This window comes from Bacillus sp. 05T21, assembly GCF_056396785.1.
This window is the reverse complement of sequence record NZ_JBFTMD010000028.1, coordinates 1-26,816: the sequence shown is the minus strand read 5'-3', so window position 1 is coordinate 26,816 and position 26,816 is coordinate 1. Positions and strand designations below refer to the sequence as shown.

General features: G+C 34.8%; 35 protein-coding genes. 27 read left to right on the top strand and 8 right to left on the bottom strand.

Annotation, left to right across the window (positions count from 1 at the left end):
- Nucleotides 1-2: 2 nt before the first annotated feature.
- From AC1DKZ_RS27845 to AC1DKZ_RS27810, 8 genes are all read left to right on the top strand, one after another.
- Nucleotides 3-1,688: a hypothetical protein gene (locus AC1DKZ_RS27845; RefSeq protein WP_476997482.1), complete on the top strand. Its 1,686-nt coding sequence runs from the start codon at nucleotides 3-5 to the stop codon at nucleotides 1,686-1,688.
- Between the two features lie 54 nt (nucleotides 1,689-1,742).
- Complete coding sequence (locus AC1DKZ_RS27840; RefSeq protein WP_476997481.1) at nucleotides 1,743-2,816, top strand: SGNH/GDSL hydrolase family protein; 1,074 nt, start codon at nucleotides 1,743-1,745, stop codon at nucleotides 2,814-2,816.
- 65 nt (nucleotides 2,817-2,881) lie between these two features.
- Nucleotides 2,882-4,855, top strand: coding sequence for a phage tail spike protein (locus AC1DKZ_RS27835; RefSeq protein WP_476997480.1), 1,974 nt, complete (start codon nucleotides 2,882-2,884; stop codon nucleotides 4,853-4,855).
- Between the two features lie 37 nt (nucleotides 4,856-4,892).
- Nucleotides 4,893-5,330, top strand: a complete 438-nt coding sequence (locus tag AC1DKZ_RS27830; RefSeq protein WP_426940672.1) for a hypothetical protein — start codon at nucleotides 4,893-4,895, stop codon at nucleotides 5,328-5,330.
- 36 nt (nucleotides 5,331-5,366) lie between these two features.
- Nucleotides 5,367-5,600 carry a hemolysin XhlA family protein gene (locus tag AC1DKZ_RS27825; protein ID WP_426940673.1) on the top strand — a complete coding sequence of 78 codons (234 nt, stop codon included), beginning with the start codon at nucleotides 5,367-5,369 and terminating at the stop codon, nucleotides 5,598-5,600.
- 58 nt (nucleotides 5,601-5,658) lie between these two features.
- A complete protein-coding gene (locus tag AC1DKZ_RS27820) occupies nucleotides 5,659-5,859 on the top strand; it encodes a holin (RefSeq protein ID WP_476997527.1) in 201 nt (66 codons plus the stop codon).
- Nucleotides 5,838-6,902 (top strand): N-acetylmuramoyl-L-alanine amidase, encoded by a 1,065-nt coding sequence (locus tag AC1DKZ_RS27815; protein ID WP_476997479.1) that lies wholly within the window; start codon nucleotides 5,838-5,840, stop codon nucleotides 6,900-6,902. Before AC1DKZ_RS27820 ends, AC1DKZ_RS27815 begins: the two co-directional genes overlap by 22 nt.
- Nucleotides 6,903-6,990: 88 nt before the next feature.
- A complete protein-coding gene (locus AC1DKZ_RS27810; protein WP_476997478.1) occupies nucleotides 6,991-9,072 on the top strand; it encodes a right-handed parallel beta-helix repeat-containing protein in 2,082 nt (693 codons plus the stop codon).
- A 32-nt stretch (nucleotides 9,073-9,104) separates the two neighbouring features.
- Here the strand turns inward: AC1DKZ_RS27810 and AC1DKZ_RS27805 are convergent, their stop codons facing one another.
- Together AC1DKZ_RS27805 and AC1DKZ_RS27800 are read right to left on the bottom strand one after the other, a co-directional pair.
- Nucleotides 9,105-9,458 (bottom strand): YolD-like family protein, encoded by a 354-nt coding sequence (locus AC1DKZ_RS27805; RefSeq protein WP_476997477.1) that lies wholly within the window; start codon nucleotides 9,456-9,458, stop codon nucleotides 9,105-9,107.
- 89 nt (nucleotides 9,459-9,547) lie between these two features.
- Nucleotides 9,548-9,781, bottom strand: a complete 234-nt coding sequence (locus AC1DKZ_RS27800; protein WP_476997476.1) for a helix-turn-helix domain-containing protein — start codon at nucleotides 9,779-9,781, stop codon at nucleotides 9,548-9,550.
- 300 nt (nucleotides 9,782-10,081) lie between these two features.
- On the opposite strand from AC1DKZ_RS27800, the gene AC1DKZ_RS27795 reads away from it, so the two are divergent.
- The 4 genes from AC1DKZ_RS27795 to AC1DKZ_RS27780 all read left to right on the top strand — a co-directional run bounded on the left by AC1DKZ_RS27795 (nucleotide 10,082) and on the right by AC1DKZ_RS27780 (nucleotide 13,075).
- On the top strand, nucleotides 10,082-11,377 hold the full coding sequence (locus tag AC1DKZ_RS27795) for an FtsK/SpoIIIE domain-containing protein (protein WP_476997475.1): 1,296 nt from the start codon (nucleotides 10,082-10,084) through the stop codon (nucleotides 11,375-11,377).
- Nucleotides 11,349-11,894 (top strand): replication-relaxation family protein, encoded by a 546-nt coding sequence (locus AC1DKZ_RS27790; protein ID WP_476997526.1) that lies wholly within the window; start codon nucleotides 11,349-11,351, stop codon nucleotides 11,892-11,894. The genes AC1DKZ_RS27795 and AC1DKZ_RS27790 overlap by 29 nt, the downstream gene beginning before the upstream one ends.
- A gap of 19 nt (nucleotides 11,895-11,913) precedes the next feature.
- Complete coding sequence (locus AC1DKZ_RS27785) at nucleotides 11,914-12,402, top strand: hypothetical protein (protein WP_000190044.1); 489 nt, start codon at nucleotides 11,914-11,916, stop codon at nucleotides 12,400-12,402.
- 82 nt (nucleotides 12,403-12,484) lie between these two features.
- Nucleotides 12,485-13,075, top strand: a complete 591-nt coding sequence (locus AC1DKZ_RS27780) for a MerR family transcriptional regulator (protein ID WP_476997474.1) — start codon at nucleotides 12,485-12,487, stop codon at nucleotides 13,073-13,075.
- 79 nt (nucleotides 13,076-13,154) lie between these two features.
- Here the strand turns inward: AC1DKZ_RS27780 and AC1DKZ_RS27775 are convergent, their stop codons facing one another.
- The 3 genes from AC1DKZ_RS27775 to prgP all read right to left on the bottom strand — a co-directional run bounded on the left by AC1DKZ_RS27775 (nucleotide 13,155) and on the right by prgP (nucleotide 14,909).
- Nucleotides 13,155-13,487, bottom strand: a complete 333-nt coding sequence (locus tag AC1DKZ_RS27775; RefSeq protein ID WP_476997525.1) for a hypothetical protein — start codon at nucleotides 13,485-13,487, stop codon at nucleotides 13,155-13,157.
- Nucleotides 13,488-13,726: 239 nt separating this feature from the next.
- Nucleotides 13,727-13,978, bottom strand: coding sequence for a hypothetical protein (locus AC1DKZ_RS27770; RefSeq protein ID WP_476997524.1), 252 nt, complete (start codon nucleotides 13,976-13,978; stop codon nucleotides 13,727-13,729).
- Nucleotides 13,962-14,909: a ParA superfamily DNA segregation protein PrgP gene (gene prgP, locus AC1DKZ_RS27765; RefSeq protein WP_085313717.1), complete on the bottom strand. Its 948-nt coding sequence runs from the start codon at nucleotides 14,907-14,909 to the stop codon at nucleotides 13,962-13,964. Before prgP ends, AC1DKZ_RS27770 begins: the two co-directional genes overlap by 17 nt.
- 1,597 nt (nucleotides 14,910-16,506) lie before the next feature.
- On the opposite strand from prgP, the gene AC1DKZ_RS27760 reads away from it, so the two are divergent.
- From AC1DKZ_RS27760 to AC1DKZ_RS27750, 3 genes are all read left to right on the top strand, one after another.
- Nucleotides 16,507-16,866 (top strand): hypothetical protein, encoded by a 360-nt coding sequence (locus AC1DKZ_RS27760; RefSeq protein WP_476997473.1) that lies wholly within the window; start codon nucleotides 16,507-16,509, stop codon nucleotides 16,864-16,866.
- Nucleotides 16,867-17,064: 198 nt separating this feature from the next.
- Complete coding sequence (locus AC1DKZ_RS27755) at nucleotides 17,065-17,271, top strand: hypothetical protein (protein ID WP_098143951.1); 207 nt, start codon at nucleotides 17,065-17,067, stop codon at nucleotides 17,269-17,271.
- A gap of 134 nt (nucleotides 17,272-17,405) precedes the next feature.
- The gene (locus tag AC1DKZ_RS27750) at nucleotides 17,406-17,600 is read left to right on the top strand and encodes an ABC transporter permease (protein WP_476997472.1); all 195 of its coding nucleotides are present in this window, start codon (nucleotides 17,406-17,408) and stop codon (nucleotides 17,598-17,600) included.
- Between the two features lie 184 nt (nucleotides 17,601-17,784).
- Here the strand turns inward: AC1DKZ_RS27750 and AC1DKZ_RS27745 are convergent, their stop codons facing one another.
- A complete protein-coding gene (locus AC1DKZ_RS27745) occupies nucleotides 17,785-18,348 on the bottom strand; it encodes a hypothetical protein (RefSeq protein ID WP_476997471.1) in 564 nt (187 codons plus the stop codon).
- A gap of 319 nt (nucleotides 18,349-18,667) precedes the next feature.
- Entirely contained in the window at nucleotides 18,668-18,985 is a 318-nt protein-coding gene (locus AC1DKZ_RS27740; protein ID WP_476997470.1) for a helix-turn-helix domain-containing protein, read from the bottom strand.
- A gap of 569 nt (nucleotides 18,986-19,554) precedes the next feature.
- Here AC1DKZ_RS27740 and AC1DKZ_RS27735 point away from each other — a divergent pair.
- The 3 genes from AC1DKZ_RS27735 (at nucleotide 19,555) to AC1DKZ_RS27725 (ending at nucleotide 21,196) form a co-directional block, all read left to right on the top strand.
- A complete protein-coding gene (locus tag AC1DKZ_RS27735; RefSeq protein ID WP_476997469.1) occupies nucleotides 19,555-20,739 on the top strand; it encodes an AimR family lysis-lysogeny pheromone receptor in 1,185 nt (394 codons plus the stop codon).
- A gap of 40 nt (nucleotides 20,740-20,779) precedes the next feature.
- Nucleotides 20,780-20,917, top strand: coding sequence for a hypothetical protein (locus AC1DKZ_RS27730; protein WP_476997468.1), 138 nt, complete (start codon nucleotides 20,780-20,782; stop codon nucleotides 20,915-20,917).
- 153 nt (nucleotides 20,918-21,070) lie between these two features.
- A complete protein-coding gene (locus AC1DKZ_RS27725) occupies nucleotides 21,071-21,196 on the top strand; it encodes a hypothetical protein (RefSeq protein ID WP_416493293.1) in 126 nt (41 codons plus the stop codon).
- 35 nt (nucleotides 21,197-21,231) lie between these two features.
- On the opposite strand, the gene AC1DKZ_RS27720 is transcribed toward AC1DKZ_RS27725, so the two are convergent.
- Nucleotides 21,232-21,579, bottom strand: coding sequence for a helix-turn-helix domain-containing protein (locus AC1DKZ_RS27720; protein ID WP_416493294.1), 348 nt, complete (start codon nucleotides 21,577-21,579; stop codon nucleotides 21,232-21,234).
- A 174-nt stretch (nucleotides 21,580-21,753) separates the two neighbouring features.
- On the opposite strand from AC1DKZ_RS27720, the gene AC1DKZ_RS27715 reads away from it, so the two are divergent.
- The 9 genes from AC1DKZ_RS27715 to AC1DKZ_RS27675 all read left to right on the top strand — a co-directional run.
- Nucleotides 21,754-21,975 (top strand): helix-turn-helix domain-containing protein, encoded by a 222-nt coding sequence (locus tag AC1DKZ_RS27715; RefSeq protein ID WP_476997467.1) that lies wholly within the window; start codon nucleotides 21,754-21,756, stop codon nucleotides 21,973-21,975.
- Between the two features lie 17 nt (nucleotides 21,976-21,992).
- A complete protein-coding gene (locus AC1DKZ_RS27710; RefSeq protein WP_476997466.1) occupies nucleotides 21,993-22,730 on the top strand; it encodes an antA/AntB antirepressor family protein in 738 nt (245 codons plus the stop codon).
- Nucleotides 22,727-22,909, top strand: a complete 183-nt coding sequence (locus AC1DKZ_RS27705; protein WP_476997465.1) for a hypothetical protein — start codon at nucleotides 22,727-22,729, stop codon at nucleotides 22,907-22,909. The genes AC1DKZ_RS27710 and AC1DKZ_RS27705 overlap by 4 nt, the downstream gene beginning before the upstream one ends.
- 116 nt (nucleotides 22,910-23,025) lie before the next feature.
- Nucleotides 23,026-23,157: a hypothetical protein gene (locus AC1DKZ_RS27700; protein WP_476997464.1), complete on the top strand. Its 132-nt coding sequence runs from the start codon at nucleotides 23,026-23,028 to the stop codon at nucleotides 23,155-23,157.
- A gap of 220 nt (nucleotides 23,158-23,377) precedes the next feature.
- Nucleotides 23,378-24,097, top strand: coding sequence for a hypothetical protein (locus AC1DKZ_RS27695; protein ID WP_476997463.1), 720 nt, complete (start codon nucleotides 23,378-23,380; stop codon nucleotides 24,095-24,097).
- Between the two features lie 111 nt (nucleotides 24,098-24,208).
- Entirely contained in the window at nucleotides 24,209-24,637 is a 429-nt protein-coding gene (locus AC1DKZ_RS27690; protein ID WP_476997462.1) for an AAA family ATPase, read from the top strand.
- 15 nt (nucleotides 24,638-24,652) lie between these two features.
- A complete protein-coding gene (locus tag AC1DKZ_RS27685) occupies nucleotides 24,653-25,744 on the top strand; it encodes an AAA family ATPase (RefSeq protein ID WP_476997461.1) in 1,092 nt (363 codons plus the stop codon).
- Nucleotides 25,734-25,979 carry a hypothetical protein gene (locus AC1DKZ_RS27680; protein WP_476997460.1) on the top strand — a complete coding sequence of 82 codons (246 nt, stop codon included), beginning with the start codon at nucleotides 25,734-25,736 and terminating at the stop codon, nucleotides 25,977-25,979. Before AC1DKZ_RS27685 ends, AC1DKZ_RS27680 begins: the two co-directional genes overlap by 11 nt.
- Nucleotides 25,972-26,816 (top strand): RecT family recombinase (locus AC1DKZ_RS27675; RefSeq protein WP_476997459.1); only part of this gene is annotated, 845 nt, incomplete at its 3' end. The genes AC1DKZ_RS27680 and AC1DKZ_RS27675, both read left to right, overlap by 8 nt.

Sequence of the window (26,816 nt, the reverse complement as noted above, 5' to 3'; positions counted from 1 at the left end):
AAATGGCTGATGCGCCTAAATTATTACCAACGGATTCCCTGAAAGTAGGTTATCCGAAGATTAACCAAGGAATAACAAATGCGAATGAAGCGTTGAATAAATCATTTACTGCAGATTATAATTCTACAAATGCTATCAATATTGCTGATAATTTAAAAAAACAGTTAGATCAACTTGTTATTAAAGGAGATTCATCTGTTGAAGCAGCTCAAGCAAGGGTAGATGAAGATAGAAGGAAATTCAATACACTGAAAGATCGCTTAGATTATAAAGACCGTGAAATAAATAAAATAAGCGCTACAAACGCACAGTTCCGATTAACTATATTGAGTGCTTACGATGATATTGAAGCATATCACCCAAAAGTCATTAATTTTGGTTCAAAGTGGAATGGTTACTATTATTGGATGGCATATACTCCGTATCCTGGTGGGGATCAAGCAAAAGAAAACCCACATGTGTTGGCTAGCAACGATATGATCACTTGGGTAGAACCTACAGGATATAAAAACCCATTGGAGCCACAACCACCGGGGACATCTGATAAACAGTATCAGAGCGATACCCATATTGTCTACAACCCGAACTTCAATAGAATTGAAGTGTATTGGAGATATGTAGATGATTCACTTGGAACCGTTACTATTTATAGAAAGACTTCTACTAACGGTGTGAACTGGTCGCAAAAGGAAATAGCGTTGCAAGATGACAGAAATAAACAAGACTATTTAAGTCCAGCTATTATTTTTGAAGATAATAAATATAAAATGTGGGCTGTAGGTAACGGATATAAAGTGATTTACGCAGAAAGTGCTTTAGGAACAAATTGGGGAACCTTTAGAGAAATCAACATACCATTTGAAAGTCCAATGAATCCATGGCATTTAGATGTTATTCATACAGATCAAGGGTATGAAATGGCTGTTGTTGCTTTTAAAGATGGACAAGATAGAAATACTATGAGTTTGTTCCATTCGAAATCAAATGACAATGTGAATTACTCTACTGCTAAAGAAATTTTGAGTCCTTCGATTCAAGAATTTACGTGGGACAACCGTGGCATATATCGATCTAGTATCACAAAAATAGATGGAATTTATTATATCTATTACTCTGGAGTTAATAAGAAGTGGGAGCGAGGGACTGGGCTTACCTTCGGTGAACATGTGGAACATCTGAAAGGGCTAGATCGACATGATTTATATATTCAATCCAACGTAAAAGCAGTAAATATGGTTTATGAAGCATTCTTACGTAATTACGGACTCCAAATTTCTTCATTACAATCAAACGGTTCCTTATGGAAAGCTTGTTTGAAATTCAGTTCCGCTGATGAAGTTAAATTTGTTAATGATTTTTCTGCAAATGTACTAATTAATTTAGCTGTTGAAGCGATTCGGACAAACAACGGATTAAAATTCATTGGAAAATCAGCTTATTATAATTCAAATGAATTTAAACTATATGAACCAGGAAAAGCAAGTATGGTTGGACTTGGAGAAGCAGATTTCTTCAGACCTAAATTAGTAGGTAACCAGACGAAAGCAGGTGGAATGGAAGTGTCAGCGGTTGTATTTGAGGATGCTGGTCGATGGGCGGGAGTTGAACGTGAAGGCGCTATCCGATATGATGCAGTCCAAAAAAAACATCTTGGATATGACGGGACGAAATGGAATCCTCTATATTAGCTTAATATAGGTCTCTTGTTTTAAAAAAATACAGAAAGAATAAGAGGTATTTTAATGAATTCACAAGATTTATATCCATTAGATTCTATTACAATTTTGAATAATAAACTTTTAAATCCTACACCTAATAGTGCTCATATGGGAGCGATTTTATCAGTAGAGATATTTGGCGCTAAACCTAATAAGTTGTACGCAATTGAGACAATCTATGATGGGTTTATAGTAGGCGGTTCACCAAGGTATGGGGTTACTATTGGATGCTTTGACAGGTTATCATCAGGGAAAGTAGATGCTAATTCGTATAAATCTATTTTTAAAATTACAGATATTCCGGATAGTACGGTAACGGTTTTAGGTGATGTAATCACTAAGTTTTATGATATTCAAGAACACAAGATACGAGTCGCAATTGTTTATAGTAGAAATAATATGGAATCTTATAAAGATAATCGATTAAGTTATATTTCTGGCGGCAATTTTTATGAATGTATCATTCGTGAAGATAGACACGTAGTTACTGAATTACACCCTTTTAAAATTTTGAATGTCCTTGGAGACAGTCTCACATCTGTAAACGCTACTGCTACAAAACGATATCACGACTGGATAGGTGATTGGCTAGGGATAAAAGTAAATAATTATGGAATTAGTGGGAGCACAGTAGGAAATAAACACGATCCAATGTCAGAACGTTATGCTGCAATGGATTCGAACGCTGATGTTATTACAGTGTTTGGTGGGACGAATGATTTTGGACGAAATCAACCATTAGGAACAATGGCAGATAGAACAAACGATACGTTCTATGGAGCGATGCACGTATTGTTAACTGGATTGCTAAATAAATATTTTGATAGAAAAATTGGTTTTATTAGTTTACATCACTTTGGTACTGGTTATTTCGCAGAAAAAAATTCTTTCGGTTTAATCAAATCTGATTATGTTAAAGCGACTAAAGAAGTATGTGAATATTACTCGATACCATTACTGAATTTATATCATAGTGGTGGTTTTAATCTTGAAGTTGAAGCACAAAAAACATTGTATAGCACCGACTCATTACATTTTAACAACGAAGGTCATAAGCGATTAGCGAAACTAATATATGAATTTATTCTTAGATTATAGGAATATTTCAAATGACAAGCGTGCACAAGCAGGCTTTTTGTTTTTGAAAAAAGCGAGGTGATACATTGAGACATATAAAACTCTACAACAAGCAAATGCAGCTCAAGGCATATCTTGAGAATGCATATAATATAAAATACAACCCGCCACTCAATGAACTTTGGACGGCGGGTTTTTCATTACCGTTTACCGATCCGAAGCGAGAAGAAATTGAAACGTTTGATTATGTGGAGATATTTGATAATGGTAAACGTATCGGCATGTTCCGCATTATGGATAGTGATGAAGAAAGAGAAGTACATGAAAAAATAATAACTTATGACTGCGAGCACGTTTTATCCACATTGATGGACAGCGTGCTTTTTGGTTATCACGAAAGAATTAATTTAACCACAAGGCAGAACATTGAATATCTACTTAGCAAACAAAGAATAAAACATTGGAAACTAGGTCAATGCGATTTCGTGAAATATTTTCAATATAGTTGGGAAAATGAAGATACCATATTAGGCCCGATATATAGTATACCGAAACCGTTTGATGAGAAGTTTCAATGGACATGGGACGATTCATCTTATCCTTGGACTTTAAACCTTGTGCGATATTCTGATGAGATTACTGGCGAACTACGATACCGGAAGAACATGAAGGGCATTAAGAGAAAAGTAGAAGCTAAAGATGTTATGACAAGAATTTATCCACTTGGTTATGGTGAGGGAGTTAATCAGCTTACAATCAAAAGCGTTAACAATGGTCTACCATATATTGATGCTCCTGATTTTGTCAGAGAGTTGCATGATGGGTTTGATTATATTTGGGTGGATAGACGATTCGAAGACGCTCAATCGCTTTATGCTTCCGCACGATCGATGTTACTAAAAGCGTGTATGCCAAAAGTTACGTATGAAATTGATGCAATTGATTACGAGTTAATAGATCCATACAAAATAGAAAAATATGAGACAGGTAAGTTAGTTCGCTTATATGATGAGGATTTTAATATATTTGTTGATTTACGAGTAATGGACCGTCAAAAAGATGATGTTACTGGTAATCCACTTGATGTAAAGCTTGTATTAGAAAATAAAGTGACTGATTTAGGGACAATACAGGCGGATATTGAGAAACGACAGAAAGTCAACGAAGTATATTCTCAAGGGACAACTAATATTGATAGTCAACCTTTCCAAGATAACTGCGACCCAGACCATCCGGCTATTATTAGGTTTCAAATACCTAACGATGTTAAGAATGTGAATCAATTGATACTGACATTTGAAACGTTAAGATTTAGAGCCTATGAGCGTGCTATTAAAGGTGGAGGGGCTGTTGTTGCTTCTACTTCATCAGGTGGAGCAACAGTTGGTTCTACTAGCTCTGGTGGAGCTACTGTCGGTTCTACTTCATCAGGTGGAGCAACGGTTAGCTCAACAAGTGCTGGTGGTGGTACGGTTAGGGCATCAAGTAGTGGAGGAGATCATGTTCATAAGATGTTTCATGGTGGCGGGATTGTCCCTGCTGAACCTACAACAATAGGATTGTATACAGCTTTTTCTGATCCCGGAAGAAATACAGCGGCTTCATTTTACGCAAAAGGAACGGGATCTAGTTTCTATACACACGGTTCCAGTGGAAGTCATACACATGACATTACATTACCTGACCATTCGCATAATATCAGTATCCCGAATCATAGCCATAGCATCAGTATTCCAAACCATACGCATGACATCAGTATTCCAAATCATACACACGATATAACTTTACCAGACCATACACACGAAATTGAGTTTGGTATTTTCGAGTTATATCAGACTCCATCAAAAGTAACGATCGAAGTAGATGGGAATACATTGCCGTTTGATTCAATAAGAGGACAAGATATTAATTTGATTCCATATTTAGCGAAGGATAACGAGGGGAAACTGCAACGCGGTCGCTATGTTGAAATTAAAATTACACCGAATAGTTTAGCTAGAATTAACGCTACTGTTACAGGGAGACTCTTTATCCAGTCGAGAAGTGGTGGCACGTATTAAGATAAACGATAAAAATATAAAAGGAGATTGATAACATATGCAAATAATTGAAATCCATACACAAGGCGGATTAAAACACACGGTACAAACTGAAAATTACGATGCACAGGCACTAAACGAAAAATTAAATAGTAATGACCTAATCACCGTGCTAATCGGTGATTTTATTATTCAACGAATTGATGTAAAACGTATTTTACCAATCAATTTACCTACTGTGGAAGGCACTACAAAGCTGAAAGTTCATACAAACGTTGGAAAAGAAATCGAAATTATAACTAACGATTATGATCCAATCTATCTAAATGAACAATTAAACAATAATAATACAATTACAGTCGTAATTGGCGATTACATTTTCTCTCGAATTGATGTAAAACAAGTTGTCCCTGTGAAAGAAGAACCTCTAGTTACAGAACCGGAGCATCCGACAGAAACATTAACTAAAAGTCCAACAGAACCTAAAGAACAGTAATAAATTGTTCTTTTTATTTTGAAAGGAGCTGAACCAATGCAAGAAATTCAAGATTTAAAGCAAGAGATCCAACAAATAAAGCTAGATCAAAAAGATATACAACGAGATATCCGAAACATAGAAACACGTACCACTGTCAATGAAAAGGATATCGTTAATATAAACAAACAGCTTGAGAAGATTAGCGCCAATACAACATGGATTCTCCGAATCATTATTGGTGCGATTGTAACAGCGCTTATTGGATTACTCTTGAAAGGAGGTGTATAAGTTGGTTGAAGTCAGTGTAATAATTGCGGTTGTTGTAGCTTTATCTCAAGTGGCGAAAATGCTTGGGTTACAAACTAAATACATTCCATTGCTTAATTTAACGCTTGGCATTATGCTAGGCGTTTTATTTTTGCCATTCGACATAAAAATGAACGTATTTCAGGGAATCATCATCGGTTTATCAGCTAGTGGATTATACGACCACTCCAAAATAACGAAAAAGGATGTTGATAATAAATGGAAAAAACAATTAAACTAGCTTCCTCTGTATTTATGACTCTATTGCTCCTGTTAAGTTTCACAACAGGGGCTTTTGCTGATAGAACACTTATTATTCCTGACTTACCAAAACAACCATACCGTTATGGCGTCGGTGCTTATGAGGGCGTTGTGGCGCATAGTACAGCGACTCCAGAAGCTCCAGCTATCAATATCCAAAAATATGAGTCTCGTACATGGAGAAACGCATTCGTTCATTATGCAGTAGATTGGAATGAAACAATCCAAATTGCTGACACAAAATACATCGCTTATGGTGGTGGACCTTCTGCTAATAAACGCTTTGTACATGTTGAACTTTGCGAAACAGCTGATTACGATAAGTTCAAACGCAGCTATGATAAATACGTGAAGCTACTTGCTAAAATCCTTCGTGACCGCGGTTTATCTGTAGAAAAAGGATTGTGGACACATAGCGATGTAACGCATTATTTAGGCGGTACAGACCACGAAGACCCATTAGACTATTTACGTAGTCACGGTATTTCTGAAGCTCAATTTAGAGCGGATGTACAACGAGCATACAATAATTCTAGTGTTGAAGTTTCTGTTCCTGAGAAGCCATCTAAACCAGCAGAAGTTCCAACGGTTATCACAGACGGTATCGCTTATATTGAAGGTTACAACGTTAACTTACGTAAAGGACCTGGTACAAGCTATTCTAAGATTCGTCAGCTAAACAAACCAGAATCATATGTTGTGTGGGGCGAAAAGGATGGCTGGTTAAATCTTGGCGGAGAGCAATGGATTAAGAATGATCCATCTTATGTAAAGTTTAATAAGAAGAGTACAGTGGATTCTTCTATTGTAGGGAAGCATGTTGTGTCCAATGTGGACAACCTACGTTTCTATGATGCTCCATCTTGGCAAGATAAAGATGTGGCTGGCTCTGTAGTTGTAGGATTAGGATTTACGATTGATGACAAAGTAAATGTCAATGGATCACCACAGTACAAAGTACACAATAGCAAAGGTAAAACATACTATGTAACTGCAAATGAAGCCTATGTATATGTGAAGTGAGAATAAACAAAAGAGTGTCTTTTCACGAAGATGCTCTTTTTATTTTTCTAATAAAAAATCTAAAAATTTAAAATAAGGTGGGAAAAATATGATATATGTTATTGATTTATCAAGATGGGGAATAAAAGAAGGATTACCAACTAAACCTTATGTAGATGCAGATTATATACAAGCCGATAAGAATATACAAGGGATAAACAATGCACTACAATTTGCAGCGGCTAATAATTATTCTGAAGTGATTATTCCAAAAGGTAATTACGCTCTATGTTACCCTCGAGAAATTGCTATGGTTACAAATTTAGACTTTAATTTAAATGGTTCAACACTAAAAGTAATATATGATTCTAATAAAAAATCACCATTTGACAATAGAACAGCCATTGATTATTACAACTTCAAAGGGAATAGTATTGTATTTAGCAAAATCACCAATTCTAATTTATTTGGCGGAACTATCATTGGATGTAGGGACGACAGAAGTTTCTCTAATCCTTTAGAAGTAGCAATGGAGCACACATATGGCGTTCTTTTTCAAAAAAGTTCTGCGTATTGTTCAATTACCAATTGTACAGTTCGGGATTACATGGGTGATAACATTTCATTCAGCTCAGATTCTATATTTAATTACGGCGAATTCGACCAAGGGCTTACATTAAACGCTTTAGATTACAGCACAGGACAATCAATTACCTCTACGAATACACTCACGACAAAGATGTTAAACATACCTCAAGACTTAACACCTAAGATAACTTCCTTCCTTATCGCTGGCTCTGGATATGCTAGAACAACCAATTTAAACAGTAAAGAACTGGACATCTTTTTTTATGACAATAACAACAAATTTATAGGGGTTATGAAAAAGAGAAGAATTTACACTGACATTTCTATTCCTGTAAACGCAACAAAATTTAGACTCCAATTTTATAATGAGAATAATGTAAATAAGAACCTGCAATATACAATTATGTTTGGCGGCATTCCTCATCATAACGTTGTAGAAAAATGTGAAATTTTCAACGGTCATAGGGGTGGCGTTACTCTTGGCGGAAATTACAACAAAATCATTAATAACACAATTAGAGATAACGGAAAAGGATCAGTAAGATTTATTGATGGAAAGCCTATTTTTAACGATCCAACACGCTACTCAATAAACATGGAAGATAGTTATGGTGCAAGTTGTACCATAAAAGATAATCATATCTATGGAAGTTATCACGGAATTTTAGTGGGTTGCTACGATGTTTTAATAGAGCACAATCATATTTACAACATTGATTATATTGCAATCAATCTTTACTCTTTAGTCCATGCGACTATTAAGGATAATTTCTTATACAACTGTCAAAATAACATCGGACTCATGACTTCTAACTTTAGTGCGGCTTTTGTGAATATAGAAGGTAACAGCTTCGCAGGTGGCAATATGAATGTAACTAATGATTCGTATAGAGTTTCTTTATCTAACAATCAATACGTAAACCCTGACTTCGTTGCTTTGGGAGATAATTGCACATTTGATAATAATCATTTTACTTTTACAGAAAACCCAGTTACTACACCGTGGATAAAAGCAAATAAAATAAGCAAATGTACCTTTAAATCGATCCCTACACAAAGGGAAATGACGTTTAAAGTTAAAGAATATGATAATTGTAGATTCGAAAATTTACGAGTTAGATCAGAAAACCCTAACGCTCAAAATGTAGACGTTTGCGAGTTCACTAGGTCAGAATTTCTTAATTGCGAGTTAAGGAATCATCTATTTAGTGGTCGTCCGATGAACATTAGAGTTACTAAATCAAAACTTATAGATACAACTTGTGAAGTTGGTATTACAAATGTGGACAACCAGGCATCATATACACTATTAGATGACTGCGATATCGTTATTAATACAAAAAATAACCTGTTTTTATCAGATACGAACAGACCTTACACAACTTATAAAGTAAATGATTGTAGAGTGTCGATAAGTAACCCTGCATTCGCAGCGCTATTAGCATCTGGATCAGCTAATGCAGCGAATGAATTAATTCTAGAAGGAAATGAGTTTGTTTATTTGGGCCCAGCGCCACTAAACTTAAAATACTACACAAATAAGAATCACATACGTAACTTTGTTGATTCAAATAATACTTTTACAAATATCACATTGCAATAAATTAGAGCTGGCTCTTTTGAGTCAGCTTTTTTTTAGTTTATATTCACTAATTCATCAAACTTAAACTCAGTGTCTAATCCAAATGCATCCGTACAATACACAGTTTTTAACATTGGTTCGATGTGTAGTACATTTATGTACATGTCTTGAATCATACCGTCACGATAAAATGAAATATTGATTTCTTCTTTACTTTGCATCGAATGAATCAAACTACGTTCTATTTGTTCTTTCATATCTTCTGAAACGATTGGTTTGGACATTTTGTTTAAATCACTAAGTATATCTCTAATTCCCTCGTATTGTTCAGGCATCGAAGCGAATGGAGCCCATTTTACCATACCTCTTCCGCGTAATTTTGGTGCACCCCAACTTTGATTTTCCATGATGATCCCTCAATTCGTGTAATTTATGTTTATTATAAACGAACGTACGTTCTTTTAAAAGTATTAAAAATAGCCCCGTTTTAACGAAGCTACATCCAAAAATCATCTCCATTTACATCTTTACCTAACTTCTTCAATCCCCTTGTTATTTTTACAACAGTTGAAAACTTCGGTCTATATGTATGATCATTGCACAATTTAGAAATTGTGGCCCGACTTAATTTTGATTTATTCTCCAATTCAGCTTGGTAAATCCCCTGGTTATCTAACCATCTTCCAAATTTAGTCCTGTCTGTTTTCCCTAACTTCATCCAATTAAACATGTATTTCACCTCTGTAACAGCATGTACACTACGTAACTTTTTTATACGTGTGCAAAAAAGTATGCATATAGAACGAACCGTTACAAATACACTTTACCATACCAAACAAATTACGATTTTCACTTCCAAACGAATTACTTTTTAAAACTTCGTTTCGCCTATTCCAAATAGAATTCGTTTACAGAATACTGCTTCAGACATTACAAGATTAGTCTTTTCAATGATTCATAGCTGTTTTTATCTCTTCTAATTTTTAGGGACTATTCTTGCAGAACACGAAAAGAAAGGTGGTGTGAGTTTGTGATATTTGAGTTAGTAAGTTCAGCTGCAGTCGGTGGTGTAGTCTTTCTATCAAAAATGCATCAAAAAGGAGCAACAAATGATGCCTCCAAGATTCAAAGGATTTGTGCTAATTGCGGTTTGAAAGTGAAAGAAGGAAAAGAGACCAGGACCATACAGCTGCTTCGCAAAACGAGAAATGAGTGGGGAGTTGAATATGCGTATAGAATCCCGCTTGGTCTTAGCTTCTCCGATTTCGAACAAAAGATACAGCATTTAGAGGACGGATTAAATCACAAGAACAAAGTTTATGATTTCAAACTATCAGACTTCAAATCTCTTGGTTTGCGAAAAGATATCTTAAAACAGATACGAAACATCATAAACAAGAAAAAACTCGTTAGAAAGGAAATTGAGCTGTCTTATGATGGGTTACTTAAAATACGAGTTTATGAGAAGGGGATTCCTGTTTTTGTGAAGTTTGAAGAAGACATGATGAAGCAATGTAGAGGTTGGGAGGTTCCTATTGGTTATACGAGGGATGGATTAGTAAAACACGACTTTGATCAACTATCGCACATGATATCAGCTGGCATGACGGACATGGGTAAATCGAATGTATTAAAACTTATAATCACATCCCTGGTACGCAACCAATCAGAAAATATAAAGCTATTCCTAATCGATTTGAAGGGTGGTCTCTCTTTTAACCGATACCGATTCTTAAATCAAGTCGAATCAATTGCCAAGAATCCAGAGGAAGCCCTTGAGACTCTAAGGGAATTGCAAACCAAACTGAATGATAGAAACGAATACTTACTAGAAAAAGGATACGAAGATATAAAAGAAGCCGGGGACCCAACAAGGTACTTTGTAATTGTAGATGAGGCAGCCGACATGACGCCATATCAGGAGTGCAAGGACATCGTTGTAGATATAGGTCGCCGTGGCAGGGCAGCGGGATTTCGCTTGGTATATGCAACCCAATATCCAACTAATGAAGCTTTACCATCACAGTTACGACAAAACATCGGTGCTCGTGTTTGTTTTAGATTGCAGACTGAAGCAGGTAGCCGTGCTGTACTTGATGAGGGTGGTGCAGAGAGTCTTCCCAACATAAAAGGAAGGGCTATATACCAAACAAACGAGAAAAAGGTCCTACAAACTGTTTATATCGATAATAAACAAATAGATACCATTATAAAGCCACATATCAACATTAGAGCGAGGAAGGAGCATGAAGATGCAAAAACTAGCCATGAAGGAAGCGAGAACGGAAAGTATACTCTTGAGCTTGAAGAAACTCGGCTTTCTTAGCAGAAAGCAAATCCAGGTACTTCATGATCTTGGCGGTGACAGGAATGCTTCTCGTGTAATGAAAGGAATTGAAGAATATGTATCTAGCTTTAGGGATGGTGAGAAGGTTTATTATCTCAACAAAGAGGGCCGTGAACGTATCGGGAGTAAGAAAATACTCAAACGTTCGAATCAATTTCGACATTACATTATGAGGAACGATATCTATATTGCTTACGAATGCCCGAAGACGTGGAAGCAGGAAGTTAAAATGAATGTGAAAAGTATCGTCTCTATTATTGCGGATGCGCTATTCACGGATAATGGCCGTTATCACATTGTAGAGGTGGATCATGAGCAAAAAATGAGCGCGAACCGTATCAAGATGCAGAAGTATAGAAAATTGATGGAATGCAATGTGTTTGAGAAGGCACCTAAATTTATTTGGTACACAACAACAGAATACCGCAGAAAACAACTTCAGAAACTTTGCGAGGGATTGGATTGCAACATATTTACGGTTACTGATTTCCATTAACAATAAGGAGATGGTCCATATGGCAACTGAGACAATGAGCATCAAAGATTTTATGGATGGTAACTACGGAGCAAAGAAGAAGTGGAGCTTGTTCAAAAAGAAAGCAAAAAAATACGCACCCGTGGCGGCGCGAATAAGTATTGTGATCGGTAGTGCTATTATATTCAGCCAAATTATAGATATTCCTCATGTTTTTGCTGATGGAAATAATCCGGATGTAAATGAAGTATTTAAAGATGTGCAGTCCAATGATGGAGCAATAAAGAATTATATAGATGGTCAGTTATACAATCGTATTGTAAATGCATTCGAACCGGTTATCTTCTTGATTAAAGCAGTATCATATCCTATAGCATCCGTTGTAGCGTTATGCGGTGGCCTGTTCATTATGGTTGGTAGCCAGGAGCGTGGTTTTTCGTTAATAAGTCGCGCTGGGATTGGTTATATAGTGGTCCAAATGATTCCGTTATTTATGAGGTTGCTTGTTGAGATTGCAAAGGCTATTTAGTCCTGCTTATTGTGGGGCTTTTTTCTTTGCAGGAAAATCTTAACCATCATGGAATACTGTCACTAGGAGGTGTTGTGACGCTATGACGGACGAAATTGTTTATTCCGCTAGTGAAGTATACAAACGACTAGGAATAAGTGATAGCACCCTAAGAAAGTACATGGAAGTATTGCAACGAGAGGGATTCGTTGTAAAGAAGGATAATCGTGGCAGACGCCAATACACAGAGCATGACGTTATGGTGATTGATAAGTTGATTGAACTTAGCAAGCATGACGGCATGACGTTAGAGAAGGCAGCGAAGATGATTGCGCAGCGATTAGAAATCGCCAATCCTAATGCGGAGACAGAGGAATCGCAGGGAACTGATCTAATCCCATTCCACATTCAAGAACAGCTCCAGCAGCAGTACAACGTTATGGCACAAGAAATGAATCAAGGTATGTTAGCGATGGAGAAGCGATTAAGCGAGCAGGCGAAGCAAAGTAACGAGGAAATCAAAGCGAGTGTAGAAGCGCATAATGAACGAGTAGAAAAACGATTAGAAGCGCGAGATGAGACTTTGATGAAGACACTTCGCGAGATGCAGGAAGCGAAGAAAATGATGCAGGAATTTCGGGATGAGGTTGCTGTTGCGAAAGAGAAGAAAAAGCCGTGGTGGAGGTTTTGGTGAAAATTTAATTGCTTAAAATGATAAGCCCTACAAAAAGTAGGGCTTCTTTTCTTACAGACATAATTTTATAAATCCATACCTATTCTCGACTTTTCTTTACTTCAAGTACTTGTTTTACAGCATTTCTCACTAGCTCTTGTTTTGGTACAGGTAATGCAGCAACTTTTTCTTCGATTAACATATTTATAACTTCATAAATTTTCATATCTTCAATTGTAGCAAGCGTTGAAATAGCTGTATGTGTTTCTAATGAGACACGGAAAGATTTCGGCAACTCTTTCGTAGTAAGTTTTCTCTTAGGCTTTTCAAAGAGCTTGTCCTCTTCTGGGAAAGTTCGGTCTTGCTCTTCCTTTTCCATGTCAGTATGATCGCTTTGAATAGTTAAATCTAAACTTTCGGTAATAGGCGTCAAAGTCACTACAAAAGAATTACTCTTATTTTCCACAGGTACCACTCCTATTTAGTTTTTATAAAATTATTAATGTGTGTATTTAGATAGGTATAAAGTTAAACCTTATACCTATTTTTGACCTTTCTTCAACTTCATTTGATGTACAGTATGAATACTAGTGTTTTTCAAAAAAAGATACATGTATCTTTAGATACAAAGATACAAAAAAGAAAAGCTATGGGGAAGGGATTTCCTTATAGCTACTTGTTACTAGAAGTTATATTTTTAAGTATACGTTGCTCACGTTCAGTTAAATTATTAGTGATGTAAAACTCTAAAATTTCATCAATAAATTCGTAATTTTTCATGCTCTTCATTGTACAAATTGTTTTGATTTTACTAAATGTTTCAGGTGAGACTTTTATATTTTTACGTTCATGAGCTTTCATCGATTTCTTTTTGGGACTGCTATCAGTTTGAAAATTTCTTTCCGTATTAGCAGATTGTGCTATCTTCGGTTCTTGCGGTGTTTCCCTTTTGATTAAAGCCACTTATGTCAATCCCCTTCCCTAATTTCGTCAGCTTGTTGTCCACTAAATACCTTGGAGTATATCTATATCCAGCTTCTATATCTCCCTCAGTTTCGAAAAGGTGAATTCTTTCTTCTAATTCACAGAAAATATCACAGAATAAAGCTAGCATTCTTTTATCATGATGGTCTTCAAATTGTAAGCCAATTCGTGGATACCATTCTAAACGTGCGTGATTGTTAATAATCGTAGTAAATACATTCTCTTCACCAAAAGTAGTGATTGTACTTTTTACAATTTCTTTGTGTAAAGCACGTTTTTGTTGTAGCAATACAGGAAGTACTCCAGCGACTTGCATCTTTACAAGTGATCCAAAATCATCAACTAATGTTTGGATGTATTCAAAGATTAAACGTTGGCTTCCCTCGTATGAAAATTGTTGTGTCTCTTGAACTACTATAATATAGTCACTTGCCACCATCGCATTATCCACTTTTAAATCTGTTGAAGGTGGAATGTCGATGAATATGTAATCGTAGTTGAATTTAATTTTTTCTAGCAACCTAGAAAGATAGAAAGTTCTGTCCTCAATCGTGTTGAAATTCTCGATTAAGAAGTCAGTGTATTTCCTCATATCATATCCGCATGGGATCATATCTAGATTTTCATGCAGCTGCACAACACCTGATGATAAGTCTCCTTCTTCAAGACACTTCATTAATGTCTTTTGCATTTCGGTAATATTAAATGATTTTGCTAAGAACGTTGTACCGTTCCCTTGAAGATCAGTATCAATAAATAAAACTTTCTTATTAAAGATTAAAGAAGCAACAAGAGATTCCATACACGAATCAGTTGTTTTTCCAACTCCACCTTTTTGTTGGGCGTTGATTATTACGTATCCTTTTTTCACAGGAATCGCTCCTTTTAAAATTGTAATATAAATGTAACAAAGGATAAATGTATCTTTTTATCTTTTTATTCTCGAATTGATAATAACATGAGCTTGTACAAAAAGTAAAAGGATAAATGTATCTTTTTTATGTTTAATAGATTCACCTCATTTTTCGTGTACAGAAATTATGATAAGAATCCCATGAATTCAACGTTAATTGATGTATCTTTTTATCTTTGTATCTTTTTATCTTTGTATCTAAAGATACACGAAGGTAAACTATGTATCTTTGTATCTAAAGATAAATGTATCTTTCTATCTTTGTATCTTTTTATCCTTCAATTAAATTATTTGGATGCCATAAACCCAATTATAGAGGCATTTACAAACAAAAAAGCTTGTTGTAACGTAGTACACAACAAGCATCATTCTACAAAACAAAACATAATTTGATACTTTACATAAACGAAGATTCATACAACAATTGAATATGAACAGAAAACAAAAAAGCCACTCCAATTGCTATCGGCTACCAACCTTTAGCGGAGTGACTCAGTTCTAGTAATTGCTACTAACACTTACTAGAATGAACTGTATTAACCCACAGTGTTTACGTTTAAGTAGTGTACCATCACTAGCCTTAAACAACTATGCCTTTTCACGAGGCTTCTTTGATATACCCATTTTATCTATTGTTTGGATAAATATCAACTAGTAAATACTAGTTTTGATTATTTTGTAGTCCAAAAGATATATACCGGGCATCACTAAACCTAGAAGTCTTGTGAATGTACAGGCCATTTAGGAATTGGAGATGTCTTTTTTGTTTTTTTGTTCGCGTGGAATTGCCTGATACCACGTAGATAAAAACTGATAAGCCGTAATTCCGTGCTTCTATATAGAGGGAACGTGTTACGGCGTGGCTAGCTGTTAGTCGTGCAGGGGGTACAAAGTATACGCCTACAAAAACAGCACCCCTCACTGGAATCCTGTTCTTTTGGTGAGGGAGGGCGAGAACTTGCCCAGGGACGATTCTCTAAAAGGTTCGGGTGGTTATCGTTAGCATTACGGTGCTAGGGAGTACATTCAGTTTGTCGTGTAGGGACGATATTACAAGGACAAGCCATAGAAAAAGGATGTATGCGGTGAAGATCGCTGAGTGAACAGGGTCTATACATACGGATACCTTATAAGTGACCGCATGGCGAAAACAAGACGCTTATCCATCTATTTTGATTGATTACTTTTTTGTAGTCTTTCAAAGTAGGGGATAAATCTGCCTTCCAGCCGTATTCCATAATCGTTCCCACATGATAAAAACCCTCAAGACCTTCAGTCAAGATTAAATTCGAAGAAAAGATGAAAAACTTGAGATTGTTTAATAGCTGGGGGAACTACTTACTAAGATAGAAGAATAATTAAGGGATTTACTACTTACTTGGGTAGAGGATAAGGGGACGGCCGGTTAGAATATGCCTTATTACGGAATTGTGTTTTATCAATCAGATATAGTACGTGAAATTTATTCAAATAAGTTTCCATTATCGTCAACAAAAATTGATATGAGGGTGTTATCCTATTATTAGATAAATTAATAGAAAAGGGGATTGATCGAATGAATATGCTGTTAGAAATAGAACTTAAAGAAAAAGGATTTTCAAGAGATGATATTGCAGTGATTTCTAATCATTTTGAATGCGATGTGAATATATTAGATTGGGAAGAAATAATGTTATTTGAAAATGATGAAGCTATTTTTAAGTATTATTTTATTGATGATCAAGATAAGGAAGCAATTATTGAGACATTATTAAAAATGGGTAGAGTTACTACAGAAGATTTAGAGGGTGGACAAACTGTAATGGGTTATATGGTAGACGATGGTGATGAAGCTATCTTTAAATTACCCAATGGACGATGGGCTGTTGTTTCTCAAGATTTATTAAATAAAGAAGCAAAACAACAAATGTATTGATATAGCATATTTAAAGCGTTTTATGTTTCTTTTTGCTTAAAATTCTGACATGTACAAATTTACAAATATATGCTACATTATTCCAGTAATGATAGTTAATCGAGTGGGATTGTCAGCCTACCTCTGGTAAGTTAACTAAAATCAAGCAATCTAAAACAACAATTGCTGTTGATTTTTAGTTCTTATCAGAAGGAGGTGATGCATGTGAAAGAATTGATAGGCGCTGTATTGTTGTTTTTCATGGAAAGGTACTTAATTGAGCCTTTCGTTGAATATATAGAACAAAAAACGCGGAATTTATCTATTTTTACATATGTAAAAACCACTCAAGCTATGAACGTAGCTGTAGAGTGGCTAAGAGTGCTAAAGATAGTTACTTTTAGTTATGTTCCGTTCACTCACTAATTAGTGAGTATTACATAGAACAGGGTGTCTCAACCACTCTGTTCTCTTGCAATTGTGCCTCTGTCTAATGTATATTATACACTCATTTGAAGAATTTTTCATTTTTCTTTTTATGATGTAAAGGAGGAACCAATATGAAGATTGATTTTTTTAAACTATTTATTAAATCAACAATATTATTTATTTTAGCGTTAGTTATAGCGGATAAATTTCTAAATTATACAGGTTTAAAAACGATGGTTTATGCATTAAGTTTAGCAATACTTATCCCATTAGTTAGCCTAGGGATAGATTATATTAAATATCATTTTACCGAAAAACACGTTTAAAAGTTAATTTGACGTGTTTTTATGTATAAAGAAAAGACACCCTAAGGTGCCTTCCTCCGACTTAAACCACTTTAATTTTAATAATATATGTTGGATCCCCATCCGAATATTATTTTACCACTTTAAGCAATGTTGGTCATTGAGAAATATAGCATGAATCCATAATTTATATTACTTATTAGTTTCAGTCTTTGAATCCTGGATGCATCCAATATTTCTTAGCTATTATAGGTAGATTTTCTCTTGGGAGATTATCATAATTGATTTTATCAAGCGTTTCACGATCAAGTGTAATTTTCATAACAATCTCTTTCGATTTATTCCCGTATGTATCTATCATTGGAAATTTATAATTGAATGTAATTTCGCTAATATTTTTTTCGCTTTTTAATTCTTTTAGTATATCTATGGTGTTTTTCCACATTCCTATTTTTGTAAGATTAATTGTAACACTACTATTCTCTCCAGCAGTAATCAGCACGATTTTCTCATTCGGATTTGTAGTGTCTGGTTTATCGCTAACATTAACAGATTCTACATTCTTTTCTCCTAACTTTTTATTCACTGCCTTTTTAACTTTATCCTCAAGTAAGTCTTCTTTTTTAACTTCTTGTTTATTTTCTGCTACTACTTCTTTTGCGGCGTTTTTCTTTGCTTCTTCTTTTTTATCGTGCGTTCCAGTTATTCCTAAAATAAAAAAGATGATAATTCCCCAGAACCACCACTTTTTATAGAACGGTTTCTTCATTTATGCATCCTCCAATTATGTAAAATTGTAATATTTATAGAAATCATAACAGAAACAGTTACAACTATTTTGTCATATTTTGTCGAATGAAAATAAAAAAAGAGAGCCTAAGCCCTCAATGGTTGAAATGGTCAAATTATGTCAAATTTTACCACTAGATATTGGAAATGTTTTCTTCTACAATCAAATCAAATACAACATTCCAAATTCGGAATACAAAGCACTGCAATGCCACGTATTCTGTTTCTGATTCATTTAAGTAGTTTCGGATTACAATCTAATTTAAAACGCTTGTACGTTAAAATAAGGAGTGTGAAGTCTACATGAAATACTTTTTAATCAAGTAAGTGTACTCGACTAACAGATTCAAAGCCTTCTTTTGTGGTTCCGTGTCTAAATCGGATATTTGATCTAAAATAACTTCAAATTGCGGTGGCATACGATATGTCCTACCCACCAGGTTATCCAAAGAAATATTATAAAGATCGCAAATTTTGATAAGAGTCGATATATCTGGCTCCGATCGACCTGCTTCCCAGTTAGTATAAGTTGAACGAACCACATTTAGATGGTGAGCAACATCGTTTTGTGTTAATTTATTTTTCTTACGAAAATATACTAGTCTTTCGCTAAGCAATGACTATTCACCGCCCTTTATAATCTTTGACAATTATAAGCGAACAAGAGAAGTGAATGGTATATATTTGGATAAAACGATTAATTACGAAACATTTGGTTATTAATATGACTTATTTTGAATCATATAAAAATAAAAAGAACATAAGTTCTGTTTATTGTGGTAAAATATTCATATAGGTTCTTCATATGACAATATGCATGATTACATATTTCATTCCGTAAAACACGAGAAACGTTGATATACAGCGTTTCTCAAACTTTATCAACATTTATCTGATAACTCTATGACTGAATGTTGGGAAATTTGTGTTATTATTAATACAAAATAAAAGGAACGAAAAAAAGACTCACAGCGTGTACAAGAGTGTTGCGAGCACTACTTGTACCGTTCGCCCGACTCACAAAGGGGAACATCTGCCATAAGTCTCTTTTCGGTTACTACACGAGTAACACTTACATTATAACATGCCGATATTATTAAATCATTACATGGTATGAATTTCCTATTTTTAAAGTTGAGAAAAAGAGCGAAGCGTCTTTGTTCCATTCCATAGGAGGAGCAAACGAATGACTAGTAAATTAGCAGAAAAACAGAAAGAGATAGAATTTAATAAAGTATTAATGAGTAATTTATTAAATAGGCTGGATGGAGAACGTTGTGTGGCTGGTATTAAAAAGAAAGATTTAGCAACACATTGGGGAGTTAGTCCTAGTGTCGTTACAGATGTTTTTAAAGGAAGAACTCAAATGAGTTTTTGTTATTTATCTAGAACACACGATTTGTTAAAAAAGGGAAGCAATAGTAAAGCGAGTGACATCTCAGATTACATAAAATCAGCAAAATTAGAAAATCTTCAAGAAACAATGGAATATTTAGCTTTAAGTGGTGATTTCAAAACACTAAATAAAGTAATAGAAAAAGTAAAGGTTAAGGGTAATAAAGAGTGGGGAGAAGTCTATGATTTGCTTTCAGAAAGATATACAAAAGATGCGGATTACACTTGGCTGTATAAACGAATTAAAGAAAAAGAAAAACATGTAAAAAGTCTTGAAATGAATATTTTGATTGAGCTAATTCTTTGCCAAGCTCTTTATCAATGTGGGAATTACAATTTAATTGCTGAACGATTAAAGGATATAAAGAAAAATATAAGTACAATTACGAATAAATATATAAAGAAGACTTTCAAAGTAAGACTACAAGATGCGATTGGTGTAGTTACTTTGCAACGTGGCGAAATCCAAAAGTCTCGAAAAGCTTGCCTTGAAATATTGAAAATTTGCGAATCAGATACGACTTATAGGATTGCTGAAATTACATCTTTAGGGAAGCTTGGAGAGTCATATCTGTTTGAGGATTTTTTTGTTTCAAAAAATTACTTAGAGGTCGCTATAAAAAAAATAGATAGTATGCCTTATAGTATCGGGTTAGAGAAAAAGAAAGAACAAATTATTGAAACTTTGCATTTTTTGAAGGTGTACCATTGGAAGGATATTGTGGATCTCGAAAAGGTATTAAAAGGAATGGAATTAGCTTTATTCTTAGTTAGGCAAGGAAGAAACACAGAAGCGGAAAATGTTTTGTTGGATTTAGAGAGAAAGAACGGAAAACTTTCTGACTTGCAAACATTTGTATTAGCTTTAGCGCGAAATTCAGATAAAGAATTACTGAAGAAAAGCCTTAGAATGTGTGAGGAGAATGGGAACATATTTTTCTCATTTTTACCTAAAAAAGAGTTGGGCTTAATATGAATAAATGGTATAATTATCATTAAGAGAGGTGATTTTCTAAATGAAGAAAATTCTTGTATTAATCCCAATTATAGCGTTTGTCGGAGCTGTTATTTTTAATCCGGTTCCATTGAAGAAAGAAGCTACTCCAACAAAAAATGTTGTTTCATATATGACTGATCCGGGAACAGGATGGTAATTAAATACATTTAAATATATATTATGAAATGCGATTGTCTATAATTAGGCGGTCGCATTTCGTGTTTTTAAGAAAAATTCGGTATTTTGGTTTTTGAAGAAAAACCGAATTAATTCCAAAAATATACAAAAGAGGATGCAAGGGGGATTTATAATGACAAAAGAGCAATTAGCAAAAGAATTAATGGTGAAGTGGTTTTTGGAAAATAAGGGAACTAACGCTGAAGAGGTGTTAAAATCCCTCGATTCAGGTACATATAAAAATGAAATAACGAAATAAAAAAAGCTAACCATTTGGTTAGCTTTTTGTTTACATTAATCATTATCTTTTGCTTTTGTGAAATTGACGTACATTAAAGCTTGCTTCCAAGCATTTTCTTGTTCATCCTCTGGTAAATCCGCAACTAACTCTGCAAAACGTTTAGCCATATCATTAGTAACTTTATCCTCTGATTCAGTTAAACGTGAGTCTGACGATCTCCCTAATAAGTAATCAGATGTTACGCAAAACAAATCAGCAAGCGCATTAAGTACAGTCATACTAGGTTCTATTCGATTGTTTTCCAAGTGTGAATACGTCGCACGAGATATATTTAATGAATTAGCTATATCACCTTGTGTACGCTTTCCCCTCAATTGTTTTAATTTATCTCCAAAAGTCATTTTTAATTTTCCCCTCTCAGTGAATCCTTAATTACATTATAGATACAAATTTTATCACTTTAAACCCCTTTTCGTAAAAATGATAAAAAATTTATAAAAATTGTTGACGATAAATTTTTTATCATCTATACTAAAGACATCGAAAGAAACGTGTTAAGAACGGAAGGTGGTTAAATGAAAGTCGATCTAAAGCAAGAAAGAAAAACAATGAAATTAACTCAAAGTGAATTAGCTGAAAGGCTTGGTATATCAACGGTTTATGTTCGTAAAATCGAAAATGGATATTTACCTAGACCTGACATAATGGTTAAGTATCAGGATGTATTTAATATAAGTGTTACCGAGTTATTCCCTGAATATTTTGCGGTATTTAATGATAAAAAATTTATCATTTGATAAAAGGAGGAAAGAAAATGAATCAATTAAAGGTAATCGCGAATGAAATGCTTCCGGTTTATCAAAATGAAAATGGTGAGAAATTCGTAAATGCTCGAGAGTTACATGAACAAATGTTAGTGAAGAAAGATTTCACAACATGGGTTAAGGAAAGAATTAAAAATTACGGATTTACAGAGAATGAAGATTACTATTTAACGCTCACCAAAATTGGGGAACGTCAAAATGTTACTAAACATGAGTATTGGCTTACATTAGACACCGGAAAAGAGTTTGCGATGGTTCAAAATAACGAAGCGGGACGAGCAATCAGAAAATACTTCATTGAAGTAGAAAAACGATTCCGCCAACAACAAGTAAAGTCACCAGCTGAGTTGATCTATATGTTAGCTCAACAAAATATGGAAAGTGAAAAAAGAATGGTTCAGCTAGAACAGCAAGTAACAACAGTGAATCACCGATTAGACAACATCGACAGAATCGATACAGTTGGTGACTTGCAGCAACGCTTAAACAAAATGATTAGACGACATGCACAACAAGAGAAAATGACTATCCCAAATGCATGGAGAGCTTTCACAGATGCATTTAACACAGCATACAAAACTAACTTGAAATTACGCATCACAAACTACAAAGAAAAGCATGGTCTTAAAGATTTAACAAGACCACAGTACTTATCAATGACAAATCAGTTAGAAGATGCGGTTCGAGTAGCTGACAAGCTTCTAAATAAAGGAAGTGCTACAGCATGAGTCAACTAAAAGAAGCTATTGAAATATTAGAATCAGCTTTCTCAGATGTTAGAGAACGATATCCAGCAACACTCACTAATGAACATGGTTCATTCCCTAGCATCGTTAATAGAACTGAGCATCTAGAATCATTGATTGAAACGGCTTTAAATCATTTATGGGAACACGAGGAGGCATAAACAATGGAAGAAAGCACATTCTCATTATGCATGGTGTTGGTGGCAGTCATAGTTTTCAAAGGGTTCGTGTATTTGATGGATCGGATAGACAAAAGATTTATGAAGGATGAACAGTGATGGATAAACAGCAGAAGGATAAGGAAGACAAAGCAAATATCATCAAAATGGTACGAGAGTTAAAAGCTAAAGAGTTACATAACTGCGTGGCAGTCATCGAGAAGTACCATTATATAACTCTAGCAAAATAGAAAAAGAGCCTTGAGTGTGAAGCTCAAGACTCATCGTATAAGGGTATAAGGTCGAGTCACCAACCTTATGACCTGATGATACCACGAATTTACAAATATAGGCAAGCCTTTGCTTGTCGGAATATTCAGGAATTCAATGGTATCCCCCACCTAGCAAATGGGTTCCTGGATATTCCGATGCGTGAAAGCATCAAGAAATGAGAGAAATGGGGAATTGAAAATGGATTTAAATTTAATGATTAATGACTCTTTAGCGAAGTTAAAAGATGAAGGTTATGTTGAAAAAATCGTAAAAGCTCAATTAGAAGAAACGATTAAAAATGTAATTGACCGTTCTTTAAGAAGTTATAGCGATTTTGGCGAAATGCTTGAAAAACAGGTAAAAGAACAACTTCAAATTAATCTTAGTGAATTAGATATCCCGTCTTATAACCACTTTATTGTTTCAACTATTCAAGACCATTTTAATGCGGTTTTACATGAACAGGGCGTTAATCGCATGAAGGAACAGTTAGATGAACTGCTTCTACATTCAAAAGAAGAATATAAGCTGTCTGAGATTATGAAGGATCTAGTGAAAGAAATTGAAGATTTAGATGAAATGGGTTACGAAGACTACCATGAAATGTCGATGCATGTAGAAAATAGTTATTGCTTCACTTATGTGTACTTCGATGCAGAATCCGATAAAGACAAATACGATTGCAAATACCAAATTTGTGTAAATCAAAAGAGCAATGTTGTTGAAAATATTAAAATTCGTGAACAAAGACGTCACTACAGAGATACAAAAGAATTCAAAGAATTTGATGCAAAAACAATCATGGGTGGCTTTTACGGAATGGAACAAACTTTATTTAAAATGTATGCACGTAAAGCGAAGCTAATTATTGATGAAGATGCAGTTGAGCTTGAAGTAACTAATCCAGAATACGATTGATCAAAACAAAATAAAAACCGCCCTACGCCTAGGACGGTTTGGAGAAACTATAAAACATAACGCACCTCTATTATACCAAATGGTTTCTCCTCAAAACAAGGAGGAAAAATAATGAAAATCAACTTTAAAGAACTACGTATTGCTAACTTTAAAAATCATGACAGTCTCAATGTAGCATTCGGTGAAATAACAACAATTAGTGGCCCGAATGGAGCAGGTAAATCATCAATAGGTGAAGCAATTACATGGGTTTTATACGGTATTGATCCATACGGAACTAAGAACGAACCTAAACCTATTGGTAATGAAGAAGCAGAAACGAAAGTTGAACTTCTTATCCAAGTAGATGATAAAGACATTTTGATTGGTAAAGCTCAAAAGAAAGCAGCAAAATACTTCATTAATGAAGTTCCTAAGAAAGCAAAGGAATTCGAATCCTTTATAGACGAGTTGTTTGATAAACAAGCATTTCTATCACTATTCAATCCTGGATTCTTCAGTTCACAACATTGGCAGATACAACGTGAACAACTTCTATAATATGTTGGAGAACCATTGAAAAAAGAAGTATTCGCAGAGTTACCAAAAATACAAGTTGAGTTATTAGAAGAAAACTTAAAGAAACTTTCAATAGAAGACTTACAGAAAGTTCATATAGAACGTAAGAAAACACATGAGAAATCATATGAGCGTGCAAGTGAACGAGTTATCACATTAAAAGAACAGTACGAAAAGCAAAAAGCAGAAAGTACAGATGTTAATAAAGAAGAAATTGAATCGCAACTATCCGAATTACAAGCGAAACGTTCAGAAATCGATAAAACGGTTAGAGATTCACAGCAAAAACAGCAACAGTTCAATCAAGTACAGTATCAAATTGAAGGTATGAAGCAGCAGGTTTTAAATCAGAAGAATGTAGTACTTGGTATACGTGACGAGGAATTACAAGACACCTGCCACACATGTGGACAAGCCTTGCAAGATGAAGCAGTTGAACAGGTTAAACAGAACAAAATTAATCGCTTTGAAGAAGCAAAACAGATTGGTTCAAACATGGTTAAGAAACTAAAAGAACTAGAAGCTTCTATAAAAGAAATGACTGCTGAAGAAGTAGATCCAACTCAGACAAGAGAAATAGACGAAAAGATTTACGAGTTAAACGGATTACTTAAACAATCTCAACAGTTAGAGCTACTACAGAAAGAAATTGATGATGCAGCAAACGTACAAGCGAAGATACGCAAAGAAAAGAACGAATCGATAGCAATCATTGATGCGATTAAAGACTTCCGTACAAAACGTTCTGAATTGATGGTAAGCAAGATTCAAAGTTTATTTACAAACATCGATGTACAGCTCTATGAAACTCTTAAAAACGGCGAAGAGAGAGCAACATTTGAAATACTAATGGACGAGAAACCATACAGCAGACTTTCTACAGCAGAAAAGATTAAAGCAGGACTAGAGCTTGTTGAAGTATTGAGTAAGCAATCTCAATTAGTGCTCCCAACATTCGTTGATAACGCTGAAAGTATCCTACATTTCACAAAGCCAGTAGGACAGCTAATCATTGCGAAGGTTGAAGATACAGAGTTCACGATTAAATCAGAAGGTATCCAAAAGGAGGAAATGAACAATGACAATTAATCTAGTTGGTTCGGCACAAAGTCGCAGTACAGACGTAGGTTCACTAGTAGAATCTTTTATCGATTATAACAAGGAAGATTTAAGCATTAATATGATTGAAGCTTTAGAAAAGCTCGCGGAAGAAATTGATGACCACGTTGAAAATGAATTAAGCGAAAAACAAGATCAAATCGATTCTTTAACAAGCGAAATAGAAGATTTGAAAGAGGAATTGGAGGAAGTAATCAATGACTAATCAAGTAACGGCAGCGCCAAATACAGAAAAGGTAATCGGTAACTTTACGAAAATGGAGCTAGACACAATCAAAAGTACAATCGCAACAGGTACAAGCAATGAACAATTTGCTTTATTCGTCCAAACTTGCGTTAACTCAGAACTTAATCCTTTCCTAAATCACATTTATTGCATCGTGTACGGCGGGAAAATGAGTATCCAAGTATCAGTGGAAGGTGTGCTTCACCTAGCAAGACAAAAGAACGGATATAAAGGTATCGATGTTCAAACGGTTCATGAAAACGATGAGTTTGAAGCTGATCGTTCTCAAGAAGGTGAATGGATTATTAGAAAGCACCAAGTTAAATTCCCTCGTGGAAAAGTAATTGGTTGCTATGCAGTAGCTCAACGTGATGGTTTCAAAGATGTTGTAGTCATGATGGAAACAGACGAAGTAATTCACATGAAGAACGGCACAAACAAGCATATGTGGAATAACTGGTTCAACGATATGTTCAAGAAACATGCAATGAAACGTGCGGCTAAATTACAGTACGGCATTGAAATTAACGAAGACGAAGCAGTCTCATCAAGTCCTATGGATAATGTTCAATCTTATGACTCAGAAAAACGTGTAGATATCACGCCAAATAAACCAAATCAGATTCAGGTTGAAGATGGTGAAACGGTTGATCCAGAAGAAGTACTGAAAAACAAATGGGAAGAAATTAATAAGAAACTTAAAGGTTTCGGAATGACTAAAAATGATTTGAAATCAATCATTGCAGAAAAGTTCAATCAAAAACCAGCGGAACTAACATTACAACAAATCACTGCACTTTCTAAATTCATCGACCT